Origin of the sequence: Pseudomonas putida, from assembly GCF_009883635.2 — a bacterium.
GTDB classification, from domain to species: Bacteria; Pseudomonadota; Gammaproteobacteria; order Pseudomonadales; family Pseudomonadaceae; genus Aquipseudomonas; species Aquipseudomonas putida_W.
The window spans coordinates 3,293,445-3,311,140 of sequence record NZ_CP026115.2; the positions used below are offsets into that span (position 1 = coordinate 3,293,445).

At 63.3% G+C, this 17,696-nt stretch carries 20 protein-coding genes; 15 read left to right on the top strand and 5 right to left on the bottom strand.

Going from position 1 to position 17,696, the window contains the following annotated elements:
* Positions 1–4: 4 nt before the first annotated feature.
* Complete coding sequence (locus C2H86_RS14965; protein WP_103448817.1) at positions 5–280, top strand: YceK/YidQ family lipoprotein; 276 nt, start codon at positions 5–7, stop codon at positions 278–280.
* Positions 281–283: 3 nt separating this feature from the next.
* Here the strand turns inward: C2H86_RS14965 and C2H86_RS14970 are convergent, their stop codons facing one another.
* The 3 genes from C2H86_RS14970 to C2H86_RS14980 form a co-directional block, all read right to left on the bottom strand.
* Positions 284–928 carry an oxidoreductase gene (locus C2H86_RS14970; RefSeq protein WP_159408735.1) on the bottom strand — a complete coding sequence of 215 codons (645 nt, stop codon included), beginning with the start codon at positions 926–928 and terminating at the stop codon, positions 284–286.
* Positions 929–955: 27 nt separating this feature from the next.
* Positions 956–2,689, bottom strand: coding sequence for a C13 family peptidase (locus C2H86_RS14975; protein WP_159408736.1), 1,734 nt, complete (start codon positions 2,687–2,689; stop codon positions 956–958).
* Positions 2,690–2,843: 154 nt separating this feature from the next.
* Complete coding sequence (locus C2H86_RS14980) at positions 2,844–3,299, bottom strand: MaoC family dehydratase (protein ID WP_159408737.1); 456 nt, start codon at positions 3,297–3,299, stop codon at positions 2,844–2,846.
* A gap of 143 nt (positions 3,300–3,442) precedes the next feature.
* On the opposite strand from C2H86_RS14980, the gene C2H86_RS14985 reads away from it, so the two are divergent.
* Genes C2H86_RS14985 through C2H86_RS14995 form a run of 3 tightly spaced genes read left to right on the top strand, consistent with a single transcriptional unit; the run spans position 3,443 to position 5,121 of the window.
* Positions 3,443–3,808 carry a CidA/LrgA family protein gene (locus C2H86_RS14985; protein ID WP_159408738.1) on the top strand — a complete coding sequence of 122 codons (366 nt, stop codon included), beginning with the start codon at positions 3,443–3,445 and terminating at the stop codon, positions 3,806–3,808.
* On the top strand, positions 3,805–4,521 hold the full coding sequence (locus tag C2H86_RS14990; RefSeq protein ID WP_027917782.1) for an LrgB family protein: 717 nt from the start codon (positions 3,805–3,807) through the stop codon (positions 4,519–4,521). The genes C2H86_RS14985 and C2H86_RS14990 overlap by 4 nt, the downstream gene beginning before the upstream one ends.
* Positions 4,522–4,530: 9 nt before the next feature.
* Positions 4,531–5,121, top strand: coding sequence for an LON peptidase substrate-binding domain-containing protein (locus C2H86_RS14995; RefSeq protein ID WP_159408739.1), 591 nt, complete (start codon positions 4,531–4,533; stop codon positions 5,119–5,121).
* Positions 5,122–5,142: 21 nt separating this feature from the next.
* Here the strand turns inward: C2H86_RS14995 and C2H86_RS15000 are convergent, their stop codons facing one another.
* A complete protein-coding gene (locus C2H86_RS15000) occupies positions 5,143–6,459 on the bottom strand; it encodes a bifunctional DedA family/phosphatase PAP2 family protein (protein WP_159408740.1) in 1,317 nt (438 codons plus the stop codon).
* Between the two features lie 3 nt (positions 6,460–6,462).
* Positions 6,463–7,155 (bottom strand): DNA-3-methyladenine glycosylase, encoded by a 693-nt coding sequence (locus tag C2H86_RS15005; protein WP_159408741.1) that lies wholly within the window; start codon positions 7,153–7,155, stop codon positions 6,463–6,465.
* Positions 7,156–7,359: 204 nt separating this feature from the next.
* Between C2H86_RS15005 and C2H86_RS15010 the strand changes: the two genes are divergently transcribed.
* The 11 genes from C2H86_RS15010 (at position 7,360) to lipB (ending at position 17,695) form a co-directional block, all read left to right on the top strand.
* A complete protein-coding gene (locus tag C2H86_RS15010) occupies positions 7,360–8,631 on the top strand; it encodes a glutamate-5-semialdehyde dehydrogenase (protein WP_159408742.1) in 1,272 nt (423 codons plus the stop codon).
* Between the two features lies 1 nt (position 8,632).
* Entirely contained in the window at positions 8,633–9,292 is a 660-nt protein-coding gene (gene nadD / locus C2H86_RS15015) for a nicotinate-nucleotide adenylyltransferase (RefSeq protein WP_159408743.1), read from the top strand.
* Positions 9,293–9,336: 44 nt separating this feature from the next.
* Positions 9,337–9,759, top strand: a complete 423-nt coding sequence (gene rsfS, locus C2H86_RS15020; RefSeq protein WP_159408744.1) for a ribosome silencing factor — start codon at positions 9,337–9,339, stop codon at positions 9,757–9,759.
* A 9-nt stretch (positions 9,760–9,768) separates the two neighbouring features.
* On the top strand, positions 9,769–10,236 hold the full coding sequence (gene rlmH / locus C2H86_RS15025) for a 23S rRNA (pseudouridine(1915)-N(3))-methyltransferase RlmH (protein ID WP_008090421.1): 468 nt from the start codon (positions 9,769–9,771) through the stop codon (positions 10,234–10,236).
* Positions 10,237–10,252: 16 nt separating this feature from the next.
* Positions 10,253–12,142: a penicillin-binding protein 2 gene (mrdA, locus tag C2H86_RS15030; RefSeq protein ID WP_159408745.1), complete on the top strand. Its 1,890-nt coding sequence runs from the start codon at positions 10,253–10,255 to the stop codon at positions 12,140–12,142.
* 38 nt (positions 12,143–12,180) lie between these two features.
* Positions 12,181–13,284 carry a rod shape-determining protein RodA gene (gene rodA, locus C2H86_RS15035; RefSeq protein WP_050437190.1) on the top strand — a complete coding sequence of 368 codons (1,104 nt, stop codon included), beginning with the start codon at positions 12,181–12,183 and terminating at the stop codon, positions 13,282–13,284.
* Between the two features lie 17 nt (positions 13,285–13,301).
* Entirely contained in the window at positions 13,302–14,312 is a 1,011-nt protein-coding gene (mltB, locus tag C2H86_RS15040) for a lytic murein transglycosylase B (protein WP_159408746.1), read from the top strand.
* The gene (locus C2H86_RS15045; protein WP_159408747.1) at positions 14,312–15,313 is read left to right on the top strand and encodes a septal ring lytic transglycosylase RlpA family protein; all 1,002 of its coding nucleotides are present in this window, start codon (positions 14,312–14,314) and stop codon (positions 15,311–15,313) included. Before mltB ends, C2H86_RS15045 begins: the two co-directional genes overlap by 1 nt.
* Positions 15,314–15,538: 225 nt before the next feature.
* Positions 15,539–16,699 (top strand): D-alanyl-D-alanine carboxypeptidase family protein, encoded by a 1,161-nt coding sequence (locus C2H86_RS15050; protein ID WP_103448832.1) that lies wholly within the window; start codon positions 15,539–15,541, stop codon positions 16,697–16,699.
* 73 nt (positions 16,700–16,772) lie between these two features.
* On the top strand, positions 16,773–17,048 hold the full coding sequence (locus C2H86_RS15055) for a DUF493 domain-containing protein (RefSeq protein WP_009685832.1): 276 nt from the start codon (positions 16,773–16,775) through the stop codon (positions 17,046–17,048).
* Positions 17,048–17,695, top strand: coding sequence for a lipoyl(octanoyl) transferase LipB (lipB, locus tag C2H86_RS15060; RefSeq protein ID WP_110637742.1), 648 nt, complete (start codon positions 17,048–17,050; stop codon positions 17,693–17,695). Before C2H86_RS15055 ends, lipB begins: the two co-directional genes overlap by 1 nt.
* The last annotated feature ends 1 nt before the right edge of the window (position 17,696 follow it).

Below are 17,696 nucleotides of genomic sequence, written 5' to 3' on the forward strand. Positions count from 1 at the left end.
TTTCATGGCCGGCTTGCTGGCGGCAAGCCTGCTCGGCGGCTGCGCCACGGTGCGCACGCTGGATGCCAACAAACCAGGGGCACCGGTGGTATACGCCGGGACCCGGCTGGACATGTATGTGATCAATGGCGGCTGTTGCCCCAAGGATCGCTTCGGGGCTGAGGCGCCAGCGTATCCGCACCTGGACCTGCCTGGCAGCATGCTGCTGGATACCCTGTTCCTGCCGTTGTCATTGCTGACGGCGGCAGGCATAGGGTTTCAGGCTACGGGCGGCCTGTAGGGGCTATTTCTTGCCGAGTTTGCGCAACTCGTCGGACTCGATGACCCGAATGCCGTCCTCTTCCTCCAGCGCCAGGCGCCACAGCGCCCGGGCCAGGGTACAGGCCTCGATTCCCCGGTATTTGCCCGGTATCAACTTCGCAAACAGTGACGCAAATTTCTCGCCCAACCGTGGTTGTATCCGTTCTCCGAGCAACAGCGACGGGCGCACGATGGTCAGTTGCGGCCAGTCCTGAGCTTTGAGCGCTTCTTCCATTTCGCCCTTGACCCGGTTGTAGAAGATCGACGACTTAGGGTCGGCACCAAGGGCGCTGACCACCAGCAGGTGGCGCGCACCCATTTCCCGTGCGCGCTTACTGAAGGCGACGACCATGTCCAGATCGACGGCGCGAAACGCCTGCTCGGAGCCCGCCTGCTTGAGAGTGGTCCCCAGGCAGCAGTAGGCAATATCGACCCGACCGGCCAGTTGCGGGAGAAACACTGCCGGGTCGCCCACCGGGTTTTCCAGGTGAGGGTGTTCGGCCAGTGGCCGACGGGTCGGCGCCAGCACACGACTGATGGTGGGTTCGTTTAACAGGCGGTCGAGCAGGTGCTCACCGGTTAGGCCGGTAGCTCCGGCAAGCAGGACATGCTGAGGCGTCAAATACATGATGTCTCTCCCTTGTTACACACAAGCTTAGCGGCTGGCAGGCGTTTTTTCCTGTTGCTCGGCCTTGGCCTGTGCCGCATTACGCAAGGCTTCTTCAGCCTGTTGCTTACGCAGTTGCTGCCAGTGTGCCAGTACTGCGGGCGGAGCCCAGAATTGTGGCTCGGAGGCTTCGAAACCTTCCCTTCGTTCTCTTTCGGCAACGCTGGTGCGCGCCAGTTCAAACGCTTGTTTCAGGTCGTCGGTCTGGTTCAGCGCCTCGGCGAACAGAGCATCGCCAAAGTAGGTGAAGTCGGCTTCTTCTGAACAACCGAACGATACCCGGTCGGCACGTGCCGCAGTCATGATCACCGTGCGATCGTCCTTGAGCGGGGCGATGTAGCCCCCTGAATAGCAGGCGGAGATGACAATGATCTTGTCGCGGTCCTTGAGCGGTGCCAGGGCGCTGGCCAGTTCGTCGGCGGACAGGTCGGCCAGTTGCAGGCGTGGCTGGTCGAGCACCAGTTGGTGGTCCTGGCTGCCGTGGCTGGTCAGGTAGATGAAGATCAGGTCTTCCGGGCCGCTGCGCTCGGCCAGGGTGCGGGCGGCGCGTGTGAGGTTCTCGCGGGTGGCCATGGGGCGGGTGGCCATCTGGTCGCGGTGGTTGACCAGGGTGACCTGGCCGCGGGCACCGAAACGCACTTTGAGCATGTTGCTGACATAGTCCGCTTCGCGCAGGAACACGCTCTGCTGGCCATCGCCGGCCAGTACCAGGCTGTACAGCTGGATGGGGGGGGCCGAGCGCGGTACCCGGGCCAGGGCTTCTTCGAGCAGGCGGCCCTGGTTGAGCAGGGCCAGGTCCAGCGGGTCAGGCAGCAGTTTGCCTTTCTGGTCGCGAACGCGCACGCCATTGGCCCAGGTGCCGCTTTCGACCTTGCCGCTGGCCAGGGTCAGCTTGCCGTGACCTTGGTAGGCATCGCTGTCGAAACCGCCGACGTACTTGCTGCCATCCGGCAGTTGCAGGCTGCCTTGGCCAGACAGGCGCCAATCGACGAACGTGCCTTTGTAGTGGCTGCCGTCGCTGCCGAGCAATTCGCCTTCGCCGATCAGTGAGCCGTCCTTGAAATCGCCGATCCATACGTCGCCGTCGGCATTCTCGTAGCGGCCGCGGCCCTCCAGGCGGTTGTCCTTGAATTCACCGATGTACTGCTCGCCATCGACGCTGTCGTAGGTGCCGCTGCCTTGCAGCTGGCCATCGACGAAGCGGCCGCTGAACTGGTTGCCACTGGCATCGCTGCGCACGCCTGCGCCATTGGGTTTGCCTTTGGCGAACAAGCCTTGATAACGGCTGCCGTCGGCCATTTCCAATTCGCCTGCACCTTCGTACTGGTCGTCCTTGAACTGGCCGCGGTAGGTCTGGTCGGCCTGCTTGAGGCTACCTTCGCCGTCGCGTCGGCCGTGGCTGAACGTGCCGGCATAGTGGCTGCCTGGGGTGGTCAGGTCGCCCAGGCCGTGAAACAGCCCTTTGTCGAACTGGCCACGGTAGATCTCGCCATTGCTGCCGTGCCACTCGCCCTGGCCATGCCATTGGCCGTCCTTGAAGCTGCCGGCGTACCAGCTGCCGTTGGGGTAGTCGATGCGCCCCTCGCCCTGCAGCAACCCATCGACCACCTGGCCCCGGTAGCGGCCACCATCGGGCAGGCGCGCGTCGGGCGGGGACAACGATTCACCATCGCCACAGGCAGCGAGCATCAGGAACAGTGCGAAGGGGAGCAGTGGACGCATGGCGGAATCCGGGCAAAAGGTCTGCCGAGTATGCCGCAGAATTTGGGGCGCAGGTATCTATGATCTGGCTGAAATCGGTGTCGGATTCTTCGCGGTTAAACCCGCTCCCACAGTGCCGTGTGCGGGAGCGGGCTTGCCCCGCGAAGAGGCTCGGTCAGATGAAGCAGAGCGAAAGCGGTTCTGCGATATAGGCCGGCTTCTCTTCGCCTTCGATCTCCAGGGTAACGGTAGCCTTGAGCAGCCATTGCCCCGGCTTCTTCTCGGTCACCTCGCCCAAGTCCACCTTCAGCCGTACGTTGCTGTCGACCTTCACTGGCTGAATGAAACGCACGCTGTCGAGGCCGTAATTGACCACCATCTTCAGCCCTTCAGGCAGCACCAGGATGTCTTCCATCAGCTTGGGGATCAGCGACAAGGTGAGGAAGCCGTGGGCGATGGTGGTGCCGAAAGGGGTTTTCGCCGCCTTTTCCGGGTCGACATGGATGAATTGAAAATCGCCGGTGGCCTCGGCGAACAGGTTGATGCGCTGCTGGTCGATCTTCAGCCAGTCGGAACGTCCCAGCTCCTTTCCAACGTACTGCGATAGCTCGTTTACCGGTACATAAGGCATCGCGACTCTCCAGGTTGTCATTTGGTACGGGAGTGCAAGATCAGCACGGCGAACCGTTTCAGTCAAGATGCCCGCTTTTCGGCGAATATCGGCTTACAGGCAGCGCGTGCTTATAATGGCCGGCATGCCTGAAGGAGATCCTTATGCTGTTGCGTGGTTTGACCTGGCTTGTGCTGTTTCAACTGCTGGGTACGGCGCTCAATCATTTGTGCGTGCCAATTCTGCCGGGGCCGATCATCGGCCTGTTGCTGTTGCTGTTCTTCCTCATGGCCCGTGGCGAAGTGGGCAAGCCGCTGAGCGAGGCCGCCGGTAGCCTGCTGCGCTACCTCCCACTGCTGCTGGTGCCACCGGCGGTGGGGGTGATGGTCTATGCCAAGGACATTGCCGCAGACTTCTGGGCGATTGCCGGCGCCTTGCTGATTTCTTGCCTGGTGACCCTGGTGTTCGTCGGCCTGTTGATGCAGAAACTCATCGATCGCCAGCACGGCAAGTGTGAGGAGCAGCCATGATCCTTGACTGGCAAGGCGCGCTCGACGCAGTCATCCACCATCCCTTGTTCGGCATCGGCATCACCCTCGGTGCCTATCAGATCGTGCTGGCAGCCTATGAAAAGACCCGTTGGATCTTCCTTCAACCGGTGCTGGTTTCGATGCTGCTGGTGATCGGCGTGCTGCTGACCTGCGGCATCAGTTACGCCGAATACCGCAAGAGCACCGAAATCATGAACATCCTCCTGGGCCCCGCTACCGTGGCCCTGGCGGTGCCGCTCTATCTCAACCTGCGACGTATCCGGCAGCTGTTCTGGCCGACTTTTACTACGCTGGTAATCGGAGGCCTGTTCGCCACGGTCTGCTGCCTGCTGCTGGGTTGGTGGTTCGGTGCCGAGCACATGATTCTGATGACCATGGCGCCGAAGTCGGTCACTTCACCGATCGCCATGCTGGTGGCCGAACAGATTGGTGGGGTGGCGGCGTTGGCGGCCGTGTTCGTATTGATCACTGGCGTGATCGGGGCGATCTTCGGCCCTGCGCTGCTGACCCGCCTGGGTGTGCACAGCCCGGAGGCGCGTGGTATGTCGCTGGGTGTGACGGCACATGCCGTGGGCACTTCGGTGGCCTTGCAGGAAAGTGACGAGTGCGGCGCTTTTGCCGCGCTGGCGATGAGCCTGATGGGGGTGGCCACGGCGGTATTCCTGCCGTTGGCGGTCAGCCTGGTGGCTTGAGGAGTTGTGATGACGCTACCGCTGTTTCCCCTCAATACCGTGTTGTTTCCCGGTTGCCTGCTGGATCTGCAGATCTTCGAGGCGCGCTACCTGGACATGATTGGCCGCTGCATGAAGCAGGGCACCGGCTTTGGCGTGGTGTGCATCGTCGAAGGCGAACAGGTCGGCAAGGCGCCACCGGTGGTGGCGTCGATCGGTTGCGAGGCCGTGATCCGCGACTTCGTCCAGCAGGACAACGGCTTGCTGGGTATTCGGGTGGAGGGTGTACGGCGCTTCGAGCTGAGCCAGACCGAAGTGCAGAAGGACCAGTTGCTGGTGGGTGAAGTGCATTGGCTGGCGGAGCAACCGGACAGCCCGCTCACCGAGCACGACGATGACCTGCTGGCGCTGCTGGTGGCCTTGGGCGAGCACCCTATGGTCGAGGCGTTGGACATGCCGCGGGATGTCGACGGGCGCCAGGCCCTGGCCAACCAGCTGGCCTACTTGCTGCCGTTCATGGAAGAGGACAAGCTGGACTTGCTGGCGATCGACTCGCCGGCGCAGCGACTGGAAGAGATCCAGAAGCTGCTGGAGCGGATTCAGGGAGAGTTGTTCGCCTGATTGAACTCAGTGCAGGCTATCTCAATACTGGTAACGCAGCAGGGCGTGGGGCAACGCATGCATGGCAAAGAACGCCAGCAACGCGACACACGCCGGCAATACCAGCCACCACACCTTCTGCGGTAGCGCCGTCAGTGGCTGTCGATACTGCACCAGCGTCAGGCTCAGCGCACACACGCAACAGGCCAGCAAGGCCCCGGCCATGATGTCGGTCGGCCAATGCGCGCCCAGGTACACCCGCGACAAGGCAATCGCCAGCGCCGGAATGCAGCCCAGCATCACCCAGGTCAGGCGCATGCGCGGCGGCATGCCGCGCCCGGCGAGTACCGCCAGGGTCAGGAAGAACGCGAACGAAGCCGAACTGTGCCCGCTGGGCATGCTGTAGCTGGTCAGCGGGTCGCTCAGTACTTCCGGGCGGGCGCGGGCGAACAGCCATTTCAGCGTGCCATTGGCCAGTGCCGTGCCAATCAGCGTGCCGCCCGCAAACAGGGCGTGGCGCCACTGCCGCGCGAGTAGCAGCAGGCCGGTGAGCAAGCCACCTAGGAAGAACTGAGTCTTGAAGTCGCCGAGCCGGGTCACGACCACCACGGTGCTATCGATTGCCTGGCTGCGGTGCTCCTGTACCAGCGTCATCACTCCTTGATCGAATTCGTGCAGGTGGGGCCAGCCGAGAAACAGGCCTGTCAGGGCGATGAAACTCAGGCCGGTGATCAGCCGCGTGCCGTGACGCTGGTCACGGATACTGCTGTTCAGGCTCAGGCCAATCAGCACCGCCAGGGTGCCGGCAATGATCCCGGCATCCAGCCAGAAGCCTTCCGGCAAAGGCAGGCGCATGGCTGCACCGGTCGCCCAGCCTGGCAGCAGATAGGCGACCGACCAGCCCGCACCCGCCACCAGGCTGACGGCGATGAAGCGTGGCAGCGGCATGTCGAACATCCCGGCGACCATCGGCAGCATCGGTCGCAACGGGCCGATGAAGCGGCCGACCAGCAGGCTGGCAATGCCGTAGCGCTGGAAGTAGGCCTCGGCGCTGCCGATCCATTCCGGGTGGTGGCGCAGCAGCGGCAGGCGGCGGATGTTCTGGTGGAAGTACTTGCCGATGGTGTACGACAGCGCGTCACCGAGCAGGCCGCCGAGGAACCCCAGCATCAGGGTTTCACCCAGGCTGAAGGCACCGCTGCCAGCCAGTACGGCGACGGCGAACAGCAGTACCGTGCCTGGTACGATGATGCCGGCAATGGCCAGGCATTCCACGCAAGCCACCAAAAAAATCGCCAGGCCAAGCCACTGGGGGTGAGCACTGAGCCAGCCGGTCAGGCTGTCGAGCCATTGACCCATGTTTCAGCTTCCTTGTTTGAGGATGAAAAAGTCTTGCCCTTCGACTTGGCCCCGTCGCAGCGGGTTCCGGGTGCAGAAGCGGGCGAATTCGGCATCGACGAAGCGGTACGGCAGGTGCTCGTCGCGCCCATGGGGGATGCCCAGGCGCGCAGCCTGGATCACCCGCGGCACCGCGATGTCGCAGTCTTCGACGTACAGGCGCTCAGGATCGAAGCGCTGCGCGTCCCAGTGCGGCACTTTCAGCCCCATGGCCTTGCACAGCAGGGTCTGCCCGGCACACAGGCGCTCGGGTGGGCGCAGGTTGCCGCTGGCATCGGGGTTGTTCAGCTGCATTTGCGCCAGGCTGTTGGCATCGGAGATGGCATCGACCCAAGGGTAGGCGGACTTGATCAGCACCGCGTTGCCCGGGCCCTGGGCGCTGAAGTTGAGCGAGTCGCCACCGCGGGCGTAATACATGTAGATGTGCCCGCCGCCCTGGAACAGCGCCTTGCGCTTTTCGGTATAGCCGAGCGAGGCATGGCTGCCTTTGTCGGTCAGGTAGTAGGCCTCGGTCTCGATGATCCGTGCGGCCAGCCACAGGTTACCTTGTCGATGACGGATGACTTTGCCCAGCAACGCCTTGGCCAAGGTCTGGGCGTCGCGGTCGAAGAAGCTGTCAGGCAGTGCGCGGGCAGGGCAGGGGGCTGAGGCTGGCATGCTGGCGGTTCGTGGCATCAAAGGCGGGGATGATAGCAATGAATGGCTTAATCAAGGCTTAACCGAGACAGTTCGATAAGCGCAGTTACATCTTTCTTATGGATTCTTGCGAGCCATTTTCTACCATCCGCCACCCGCCGCTGGGCGTATACCTGCGCGACAGTTATAATCAGCCGATTTCCCCTTCGCCAAGACACCGAACCCATGACTGAGTCCGTTCTTGACTACATGACCCGCCTGGGTCGCGCCGCACGCCAGGCTTCCCGCGTCATTGCCCGTGCCAGCACCGCGCAGAAGAACCGCGCCCTGCAGGCTGCGGCCGATGCGCTGGATGCTGCGCGCGCCGAGCTTGCCGCAGCCAACGAACTGGACTTGGCCGCTGGCCGTGCCAACGGCCTGGAGCCAGCGCTGCTTGACCGCCTGGCGCTGACCCCGGCGCGCATCGACGGCATGATCACAGGCCTGCGCCAGGTGGCCAGCCTGCCAGACCCGGTCGGCGCCATCCGCGATATGAGCTACCGCCCGTCGGGCATTCAGGTCGGCAAGATGCGCGTGCCACTGGGCGTGATCGGGATCATCTACGAGTCGCGCCCGAACGTGACCATCGATGCCGCCAGCCTGTGCCTGAAATCGGGGAATGCCACCATCTTGCGTGGCGGCTCCGAGGCCATTCATTCCAACCGGGCCATTGCCATCTGCATCCAGCGTGGCCTGGCGGCGGCGGGCCTGCCGGCTGCCGTGGTGCAGGTGGTCGAGACCACTGATCGTGAAGCCGTTGGCGCGCTGATCAGCATGCCCGAGTTCGTCGATGTCATCGTGCCGCGCGGCGGCCGTGGCCTGATCGAGCGCATCAGTCGCGATGCCCGTGTGCCGGTCATCAAGCACCTGGACGGCATCTGCCATGTCTACGTGGCCGAGCACGCCGACCTGGACAAGGCCTGGCGCGTGGCATTCAACGCCAAGACCTACCGCTACGGCATCTGCGGCGCGATGGAGACCCTGCTTGTAGACCAGCGCGTGGCTGAAGGCTTCCTGCCGGAAATGGCCCGCCGCTTCCAGGAGAAAAGCGTCGAACTGCGTGGTTGCGAGCGTACCCGCGAGCTGATCGACGCCAAACCGGCCACTGAAGACGACTGGCACACCGAGTACCTCGACGCGATCCTGTCGATCCGCGTCGTCGACGGCCTGGACCAGGCCATCGAGCACATCAACCAGTACGGCTCGCACCACACCGACTCGATCATCACCGAACATCAGGGCCAGGCCCGCCAGTTCATGGCCGAGGTCGATTCGGCATCGGTGATGCTCAACACCCCGACCTGCTTCGCCGATGGCTTCGAGTATGGCCTGGGCGCGGAAATCGGCATTTCCACCGACAAGCTGCACGCCCGCGGCCCGGTAGGCCTGGAAGGCTTGACCTGCGAGAAGTACGTGGTGATCGGTGACGGCCAGCTGCGTGGCCAGGAGTCCTGCTGAGTTGAGCAAGGCCCAGGCAGTCCGGCGCATCGGCATTCTTGGCGGTACCTTCGACCCCGTGCACATCGGCCACCTGCGCAGCGCGCTGGAAGTGGCCGAGTTCATGGCGCTCGATGAGCTGCGCCTGCTGCCCAACGCCCGCCCGCCGCACCGCGATACCCCGCAGGTGGCGGCGCAGGATCGCCTGGCCATGGTCCGTGAAGCGGTGCAGGGCGTCGATTGCCTCAGCGTCGATGCCCGCGAGCTGGAGCGCGACAAACCGTCGTACACCATCGACACGCTGGAGTCGATCCGCGCCGAGCTCGGCGTCGACGACCAGCTGTTCCTGGTGCTCGGCTGGGATGCCTTCTGTGGCCTGCCCACCTGGCACCGCTGGGAAGAACTGCTGCAACACTGTCACATCCTGGTGCTGCAACGCCCGGATGCCGACGTTGAACCCCCTGACGAGTTGCGCAACCTGCTGGCTGCGCGCTCGGAGAGCGATCCCACCGCCATGTCCGGCCCGGCGGGGAATATTTCGTTCGTCTGGCAGACGCCGCTCGCGGTGTCGGCTACACAGATCCGACAGCTGCTGGCCAGCGGCAAATCGGTGAGGTTCCTGGTGCCGGACGCCGTACTGGCCTACATCGAGGCGCGCGAGCTGTATCGTGCCCCTAACTGACGGTGCCCCAGGGCGCCTCATCCAAACGAGTTGAAGAGTTTTTTATGAGCAAGCAGAAAATCAATGGCGAAGCACTGGTCAAACTGACCGTCAGCGCCCTGGAAGACGTCAAGGCCCAGGACATCCAGGTCATCGACGTGCGCGACAAGCACAGCCTGACCGACTACATGATCATTGCCACCGGTACCTCCAACCGCCAGATCAACGCGATGCTGGAAAAGGTCCGTGAAGCGGTCAAGAAAGAAGGCGCACAGCCACTGGGCGAAGAAGGCAAGGGCGACAGCGACTGGGTACTGCTGGACCTGAACGACGTCATCGTGCACATGATGACCGCCGCTGCCCGTCAGTTCTACGACCTGGAGCGCCTGTGGCTGGGTGCCGAGCAGAGCCGTGCCGCTGATGCCAAGCACCACAGCCCGGAAAACGCCAGCGACTACTTCACCGAAAAGCTCAAAGACCGGGAATAAGGAAGCGTCGTGCGTCTGCGTCTGATCGCGGTCGGCTCGCGCATGCCCAAGTGGGTCGAGGAAGGCTGGCATGAATATGCCAAGCGCCTGCCCCAGGAGCTGTCGCTCGAGCTGGTGGAAATCCCGCTGAACACCCGTGGCAAGAATGCCGACGTCGCCCGCCTGATCCGTCAGGAGGGCGAAGCCATGCTGAGCAAGGTTCAGCCTGGGGAACGGATCGTCACCCTCGAGGTCCATGGCAAGCCCTGGAGTACCGAGCAGCTGGCAACCGAGCTGGACCGCTGGCGCCTGGATTCGCGCACGGTGAATTTGATGGTGGGCGGCCCGGAAGGGCTGGCGCCTGAGGTCTGTGCGCGCGCCGAGCAACGCTGGTCGCTGTCGCCGCTGACCTTGCCGCACCCGTTGGTAAGGATACTCATCGGCGAGCAGATCTACCGCGCCTGGACCGTGTTGTCTGGGCACCCTTACCACAAATGAGCCTGTAAGCAGTCCGATGTCGCAGCCGATCCGTCTCAAGGACCACGAGAAAGACGCCCGCCTGGTGCGTAACCGCGTCGTGGTCGGCGCGGTGGCGGTCATCCTGCTCATCTGCGTGCTGGTCGCGCGGCTGTACTACCTGCAGATCATCCAGTACGACTATCACTCGACGCTGTCGGAGAACAACCGGGTGCATGTGCAGCCGATTCCGCCTACACGTGGCCTGATTTTCGACCGCAACGGGGTGATCATCGCCGACAACCGGCCTAGCTTCAGCCTGTCGATGACCCGCGAACGCGCAGGTAACTGGCAGGAAGTGCTGGATAACATCGTCGAAGTGCTGGACCTGACAGCGGATGACCGGGCGCTGTTCGAGAAGCGCATGAAGCAGGGGCGTCGGCCGTTCGAGCCGGTGCCGATCCTGTTCGAGCTGAATGAAGAGCAGATCGCCCGTGTGGCGGTCAACCAGTTCCGCCTGCCTGGCGTGGAAGTCGTCGCCCAGCTGGTGCGCCACTACCCACAGGGCGCGCACTTCGCTCATTCGGTCGGTTATGTCGGCCGGATCAACGAAAAAGAACTGAAAACCCTCGATCCGGTCAATTACAGCGGCACCCACCATATCGGCAAGACCGGCATCGAGCGCTTCTACGAGCCCGAGCTGCACGGCCAGGTCGGTTACGAGGAAGTCGAGACCAACGCTCGCGGTCGGGTGCTGCGGGTGCTCAAGCGCACCGACCCGAAGCCGGGCAAGGACATCGTGCTGAGCCTCGACATCAAGCTGCAGGAAGCCGCCGAGGCCGCTCTGGGTGGCCGGCGCGGCGCAGTGGTGGCGCTCGACCCGCGTACCGGTGAGGTGCTGGCGATGGTCAGCCAGCCGAGCTTCGACCCTAACCTGTTCGTCACCGGCATCAGCTTCAAGGCCTATGCCGAGCTGCGCGACTCGATCGACCGGCCACTGTTCAACCGCGTGCTCCGCGGCCTGTACCCGCCGGGTTCGACCATCAAGCCGGCAGTGGCCATCGCCGGCCTCGACAGCGGGGTGGTCAACGCCAGCAGCCGGGTATTCGACCCGGGCTACTACCAGTTGCCCAACTACGATCACAAATACCGTAACTGGAACCGTACCGGTGACGGTTGGGTGGACCTGGACACCGCGATCATGCGCTCCAACGACACCTACTTCTACGATCTTGCCCACAAGATGGGTATCGATCGGCTGTCCAGCTACATGAACAAGTTCGGCATCGGCCAGAAGGTTGCCCTCGACATGTTCGAGGAGTCGCCCGGGCTGATGCCGTCGCGCGAGTGGAAGCGCGCCACCCGCCGTCAGGCCTGGTTCCCGGGTGAAACGCTGATTCTCGGCATCGGCCAGGGCTACATGCAGGCCACGCCGCTGCAGCTGGCCCAGGCCACTGCACTGATCGCCAACAAGGGTGTGTGGAACCGCCCGCACCTGGCCAAGACCATCGAAGGCCTACCGCCGGTGGACCCCAACCCGATGGAAGACATCGTCCTGCGCGACAAGTCCGACTGGGCCAAGGTCACCCACGGCATGGAGCAGGTGATGCACAACGCCCGCGGTACCGCGCGCAAGGCGGCAGCAGGTGCCCAGTACCGCATCGCCGGCAAGAGTGGTACCGCTCAGGTGGTGGCGATCAAGCAGGGCGAGAAGTACGACCGTAACAAACTCCAGGAGCGCCACCGCGACCACGCGCTGTTCGTGGCCTTCGCCCCGGCCGACGATCCGAAGATCGTGGTTTCGGTGATGGTCGAGAACGGTGAGTCCGGCTCCGGCGTTGCCGCGCCAGTGGTGCGGCAGATCATGGACGCCTGGCTGCTCGACGAGAGCGGCCGGCTGAAAAGCGAATTCGCGCCTGCCACCGTCGCCCAGGAAATGGCCCAGTGAAGAACAATTTCGATCGCATGCTCTCCAGCGAGGACGTGATGCGTCGACGCGCCAGCTTCCTGCAGCGCATCCACATCGACGGCCCCTTGCTGATCATCCTGCTGACCCTCGCGGCCGGCAGCCTGTTCGTCCTCTATTCGGCCAGTGGCAAGAACTGGGACCTGCTGCTCAAGCAGGCCACCTCGTTCGGCATCGGCCTGGTCTCGATGTTCGTCATCGCCCAGCTGGAGCCACGCTTCATGGCGCGCTGGGTGCCGCTGGCGTATCTGGTCGGGGTGTTCCTGCTGGTGGTGGTGGACGTCATGGGCCACAACGCCATGGGCGCCACGCGCTGGATCAACATCCCCGGGGTGATCCGCTTCCAGCCCTCGGAATTCCTCAAGATCATCATGCCGGCGACCATTGCCTGGTACCTCTCCAAGCGTACCTTGCCGCCGCACCTGAAACACGTGGCAATAAGCCTGGTGTTGATCGGCGTGCCGTTCATTCTTATCGTCCGTCAGCCCGACCTGGGCACGGCGCTGCTGATTCTCGCCTCCGGTGCATTCGTGCTGTTCATGGGTGGCCTGCGCTGGCGCTGGATCCTCAGTGTGCTCGCGGCGACGGTGCCGGTGGCGGTGGCGATGTGGTTCTTCGTGATGCATGACTACCAGAAGCAGCGCGTACTGACCTTCCTCGACCCGGAGAGCGACCCGCTGGGTACCGGCTGGAACATCATCCAGTCGAAGGCGGCGATCGGCTCCGGTGGCGTGTTTGGCAAGGGCTGGCTGCTGGGTACCCAGTCGCACCTGGACTTCCTGCCGGAAAGCCACACCGACTTCATCATCGCGGTGCTTGGCGAGGAGTTCGGCCTGGTCGGTATCTGCCTGCTGCTGATCGTCTACCTGCTGCTGATCGGCCGCGGGCTGATGATCACCGCACAGGCGCAGACCCTGTTTGGCAAGCTGCTCGCGGGCAGCCTGACCATGACCTTCTTTGTGTATGTGTTCGTCAATATCGGTATGGTCAGCGGCCTCTTGCCCGTGGTGGGCGTGCCGCTGCCCTTCATTAGCTATGGCGGAACTTCGTTGGTGACGCTGCTGTCAGCGTTTGGCGTTCTGATGTCGATCCACACGCACCGCAAATGGATCGCGCAGGTTTGAATAAGGTGAAGAATTTCATGCAAGCAGTGCGTAACTGGGCTGCCCGTTGTGCGCCGTGGATCGGCGCGGTGGGCCTGTTCGGCGCTGTACAGCTGGCCCATGCCGGCGATTACGACGGCTCGCCGCAAGTGACCGAGTTCGTGCTCCAGATGAGCCGCGACAATGGGTTTGCCCCCGAGCAATTGAACGGTGTGTTTCGCGAGGTGCAGCGCAAGCAGTCGATCCTCGACGCCATCTCGCGCCCGGCCGAGCGGGTCAAGCCGTGGAAGGAATACCGGCCGATGTTCATCACTGACGCGCGCATCGCCCGTGGTGTGGACTTCTGGCGCCAGCACGAGGCGGTACTGGCCCGTGCTGAGCAGGAATATGGCGTGCCGGCGCAGTACATCGTCGCGATCATCGGCGTGGAAACCTTCTTCGGCCGCAACACCGGCAACTACCGGGTGATCGATGCCTTGTCGACCCTGGCCTTCGACTACCCGCCGCGTGCGGAATTCTTCCGCAAGGAACTGCGTGAGTTCCTGCTGCTGGCCCGTGACGAGCAGATCGATCCGCTTACCCTCAAGGGTTCTTATGCCGGTGCCATGGGCCTGCCGCAGTTCATGCCGAGCAGCTTCCGCAACTACGCGGTGGACTTCGACGGCGACGGCCACATCAATATCTGGAACAACCCCGACGATGCCATCGGCAGCGTAGCCAGCTACTTCAAGCGCCATGGCTGGGTAGCCGGCGAGCGCGTGGTCAGCCGCGCCCAGGTCAGTGGCGCGCAGGCGGATCTTGGCCTGACCACCGGTATCGAGCCGGCGAAAACCTTCGGGGAGTTGCGGGCGCTGGGCTGGTCGAGCCATGATGCGTTGCGCGATGATCTGCCGGTCACGGCCTTCCGCCTGGAGGGCGACAACGGCCCCGAGTACTGGATGGGCCTGAAGAACTTCTACGCGATCACTCGCTACAACCGCAGCGTGATGTATGCCATGGCGGTGCATCAGCTTGCGGAACAGCTGGTCCAAGTACGGGGCGTCAAGTAATGCGCGCAATCCTCTCTGCCAACACCTTCAAACTGCTGACCTGCATGACTGTCGGCATGCTGCTGGTCAGCTGTTCCTCAAGCCGCCCGACCCCTCAGGGCGGTGGCAACGTCGTCCGCTCCCAGCCTGGCCTGGACATCAACCGTGCCCACAAGGACGGTGCACCGTGGTGGGATGTGGACGTCAACAAGATCCCCGATGCCACCCCGACCGTGCATAGCGGTGCCTACAAGGCCAACCCGTACACCGTGCTGGGCAAGACCTACTACCCGATGCAGGACTCGCGCAACTACCGCGCCGAGGGCACGGCGTCGTGGTACGGCACCAAGTTCCACGGCCAGAACACCGCCAACGGTGAACTGTACGACCTGTACGGCATGAGTGCGGCGCACAAGACCCTGCCACTGCCGGCCTATGTAAGAGTGACCAACCTGGCCAACGGCCGCAGTGTGATCCTGCGGGTCAACGACCGTGGCCCGTTCTATTCCGACCGCATCATCGACCTGTCCTATGCGGCGGCGAAAAAGCTCGGCTACGCCGAGATCGGCACCGCGCACGTGCGGGTCGAGGGCATCGACCCGCAGCAATGGTGGGCGCAGAAGGGCCAGCAGCCGCCGCTGATGCTGAAAGAGCCGCAGGTCGCCCAGACCCAGGCGATTCCGGCCAGCACCGGGCGGGTCGAGCAGTGGACCCCGCCGCCGCAGCAGCACGCGGCGCCAGTGCTGCCGGTGCAGGTGGGCGGCGGCAACGTGCCAGCCGGCGCTGCTGGCAACGTCCTTCAGGTGGGCGCCTTCGCCAACCCGGACGCTGCCGAACTGCTGCGTTCCAAGCTCAGCACCATGGTCAGCGCACCGGTGTTCATCAGCTCCATCGTACGTAACCAGCAAACCCTGCACCGCGTGCGCCTGGGGCCGTTCAGCAGCCAGGGCGAGATCCAGCAGGCACAAGACAGCATTCGCCTGGCGAACCTTGGCCAGGCCAAGCTGGTCACAGCTGACTGACAGTTTTTTGTGGGGGCCCAGGCCCCCACAAACTGTCGGTTTTGTCATGAACTGCCGGCCCCGGCCATGTACAATGTCGGCTTTTGCCCGCAGCGACATAAGGCCGCACCCTGATTCAGCCGTTCAGGGGTGGGCCGGCCATGGCCATCAAAACTAGACTGACTGGCGCTGGGCACACGATGTGGCCCAGGGAACATCAGACCATTAGCGATTTTCGAGAGACGGATGAACATCACCAACCTTGCCAAACGACTTTGCCTGCCCGTACTGCTGATGCTCACGCCTGCTGCCTTCGCAGCAGAGCAGATGATGCCGGCGCCACCGCAACTGGCAGCCAAGTCTTACGTACTCATGGACGCGTCCAGCGGCAACGTGCTGGTCGAGAACAACGGTGACGAGCGCCTGCCGCCAGCCAGCCTGACCAAGCTGATGACCGCCTACATCGCCACCGTCGACATCCGTCGTGGCCAGATCGGCGAGAACGACCCGGTCACCGTCAGCGAAAACGCCTGGCGTACCGGCGGTTCGCGCATGTTCATCAAGGTCGGCAGCCAGGTCACCGTCAGCGACCTGCTGCACGGCATCATCATCCAGTCGGGCAACGATGCCTCGGTCGCCCTGTCCGAGCACATCGCCGGCAGCGAAGACGCCTTCGCCGACATGATGAACAAGACGGCATCTGAACTGGGCATGTCCAACAGCCACTTCATGAACCCGACCGGCCTGCCGAACCCGGAGCACTACTCCTCGGCTCACGACATGGCCCTGCTGGCCCGCGCGATCATCAACATCGACCCGGCCCACTACGCCATCTACTCGCAGAAAGAGTTCTTCTGGAACAACATCAAGCAGCCGAACCGCAACCTGCTGCTGTGGCGTGACAAGACCGTCGACGGTCTGAAAACCGGCCACACCGAAGAAGCCGGCTACTGCATGGTGGCTTCGGCCGTACGTGACGGCCAGCGCCTGATCGCCGTGGTGTTCGGTACCAACAGTGAACAGGCCCGTGCCGCCGAGACCCAGAAGCTGCTGACCTACGGTTTCCGCTTCTTCGAAACCCAGACCTTCTACCAGAAGGGTACCGAGCTGGCCCAGGCTCCGGTCTGGAAGGGCGCTACCGGCCAAGTCAAAGCAGGCCTGGCCGACGACCTGACCATGACTATGCCTAAAGGCCAATTGAAGCGCCTGCAGGCTTCGATGACCATGAACCCGCAGCTCACCGCACCGATCGCCAAAGGTGACGTGATCGGCAAAGTGGAAGTCAAACTGGACGAGAACGTGGTTCACAGCGCCGACCTGATCGCCCTCGATGGCGTCGAGGAAGGTGGTTTCTTCCGCCGTATGTGGGATAGCATCCGTCTATTCTTCTACGGGTTGTTCAACTGATACGTGACCTGCAAGCCCCCGCGCATCCTGCGGGGGCGTTGTTGTTGCCACGGCTTACGAGGCCGTTTCCGCCATGAGCGAACCTGACGTCAAGTCGCACAAGATCGAATTCCCCTGCGCCGATTACCCCATCAAGGTAATCGGCGACACCGTTGTCGGCTTCAAGGACACGGTGATCGAGATCCTTAGCAAGCACGCCAAGGTCGACCTTTCCACCCTGGCCGAGCGCCAGAGCAAGGAAGGCAAGTACACTACCGTGCAACTGCACATCGTCGCCGAAAGCGAGAACCAGCTGCACGACATCAACAGTGCCCTGCGTGCCACCGGCATCGTGAAAATGGTGCTCTGATGTCGCTTTGCCTCGGTATTCGCGAGCTTGGCCTGCAGCCCTATGAACCGGTGCTGGAGGCCATGCGTCGCTTCACCGAGCAGCGTAGCCCGGACAGCCAGGACGAAATCTGGCTGGTCGAGCACCCCGCGGTCTTCACCCAGGGCCAGGCCGGCAAGGCCGAGCACCTGCTGGTACCGGGCGACATCCCGGTGGTGCAGACCGATCGCGGCGGCCAGGTGACCTACCATGGCCCCGGGCAGCTGGTGGCCTACCTGCTGCTGGACGTGCGCCGTCTGGGCTTTGGCGTGCGCGAGCTGGTCAGTCGCATCGAGCAGACCCTGATCGACCTGCTTGCCAGCTATGGCGTCAACGCCGTAGCCAAGCCCGATGCGCCGGGTGTCTATGTCGACGGAGCGAAAATCGCCTCCCTCGGCCTGCGAATCCGCAACGGCCGTTCCTTCCACGGCCTTGCTCTGAACGTGGACATGGACCTTGCGCCATTCCGCCGAATCAACCCCTGCGGGTATGCGGGGCTGGCCATGACCCAGCTGCGCGACCTGGCAGGCCCGATCGAACTCGACGAGGTCAGGACAAGGCTGCGCGGACAGCTGGTCAGGCACCTCGACTATGCTGAGCAGACGACCCTCACGGGCGGAATCGACTGAA

Bases quoted from the DNA above. Each gene is read 5' to 3' on its own strand.
- C2H86_RS14965 (WP_103448817.1), top strand. From the start codon at position 5: ATGGCCGGCTTGCTGGCGGCAAGCCTGCTCGGCGGCTGCGCCACGGTG.
- C2H86_RS14970 (WP_159408735.1), bottom strand. From the start codon at position 928: ATGTATTTGACGCCTCAGCATGTCCTGCTTGCCGGAGCTACCGGCCTA.
- C2H86_RS14975 (WP_159408736.1), bottom strand. From the start codon at position 2,689: ATGCGTCCACTGCTCCCCTTCGCACTGTTCCTGATGCTCGCTGCCTGT.
- C2H86_RS14980 (WP_159408737.1), bottom strand. From the start codon at position 3,299: ATGCCTTATGTACCGGTAAACGAGCTATCGCAGTACGTTGGAAAGGAG.
- C2H86_RS14985 (WP_159408738.1), top strand. From the start codon at position 3,443: ATGCTGTTGCGTGGTTTGACCTGGCTTGTGCTGTTTCAACTGCTGGGT.
- C2H86_RS14990 (WP_027917782.1), top strand. From the start codon at position 3,805: ATGATCCTTGACTGGCAAGGCGCGCTCGACGCAGTCATCCACCATCCC.
- C2H86_RS14995 (WP_159408739.1), top strand. From the start codon at position 4,531: ATGACGCTACCGCTGTTTCCCCTCAATACCGTGTTGTTTCCCGGTTGC.
- C2H86_RS15000 (WP_159408740.1), bottom strand. From the start codon at position 6,459: ATGGGTCAATGGCTCGACAGCCTGACCGGCTGGCTCAGTGCTCACCCC.
- C2H86_RS15005 (WP_159408741.1), bottom strand. From the start codon at position 7,155: ATGCCAGCCTCAGCCCCCTGCCCTGCCCGCGCACTGCCTGACAGCTTC.
- C2H86_RS15010 (WP_159408742.1), top strand. From the start codon at position 7,360: ATGACTGAGTCCGTTCTTGACTACATGACCCGCCTGGGTCGCGCCGCA.
- rsfS (WP_159408744.1), top strand. From the start codon at position 9,337: ATGAGCAAGCAGAAAATCAATGGCGAAGCACTGGTCAAACTGACCGTC.
- mrdA (WP_159408745.1), top strand. From the start codon at position 10,253: ATGTCGCAGCCGATCCGTCTCAAGGACCACGAGAAAGACGCCCGCCTG.
- rodA (WP_050437190.1), top strand. From the start codon at position 12,181: ATGCGTCGACGCGCCAGCTTCCTGCAGCGCATCCACATCGACGGCCCC.
- mltB (WP_159408746.1), top strand. From the start codon at position 13,302: ATGCAAGCAGTGCGTAACTGGGCTGCCCGTTGTGCGCCGTGGATCGGC.
- C2H86_RS15045 (WP_159408747.1), top strand. From the start codon at position 14,312: ATGCGCGCAATCCTCTCTGCCAACACCTTCAAACTGCTGACCTGCATG.
- C2H86_RS15050 (WP_103448832.1), top strand. From the start codon at position 15,539: ATGAACATCACCAACCTTGCCAAACGACTTTGCCTGCCCGTACTGCTG.
- C2H86_RS15055 (WP_009685832.1), top strand. From the start codon at position 16,773: ATGAGCGAACCTGACGTCAAGTCGCACAAGATCGAATTCCCCTGCGCC.
- lipB (WP_110637742.1), top strand. From the start codon at position 17,048: ATGTCGCTTTGCCTCGGTATTCGCGAGCTTGGCCTGCAGCCCTATGAA.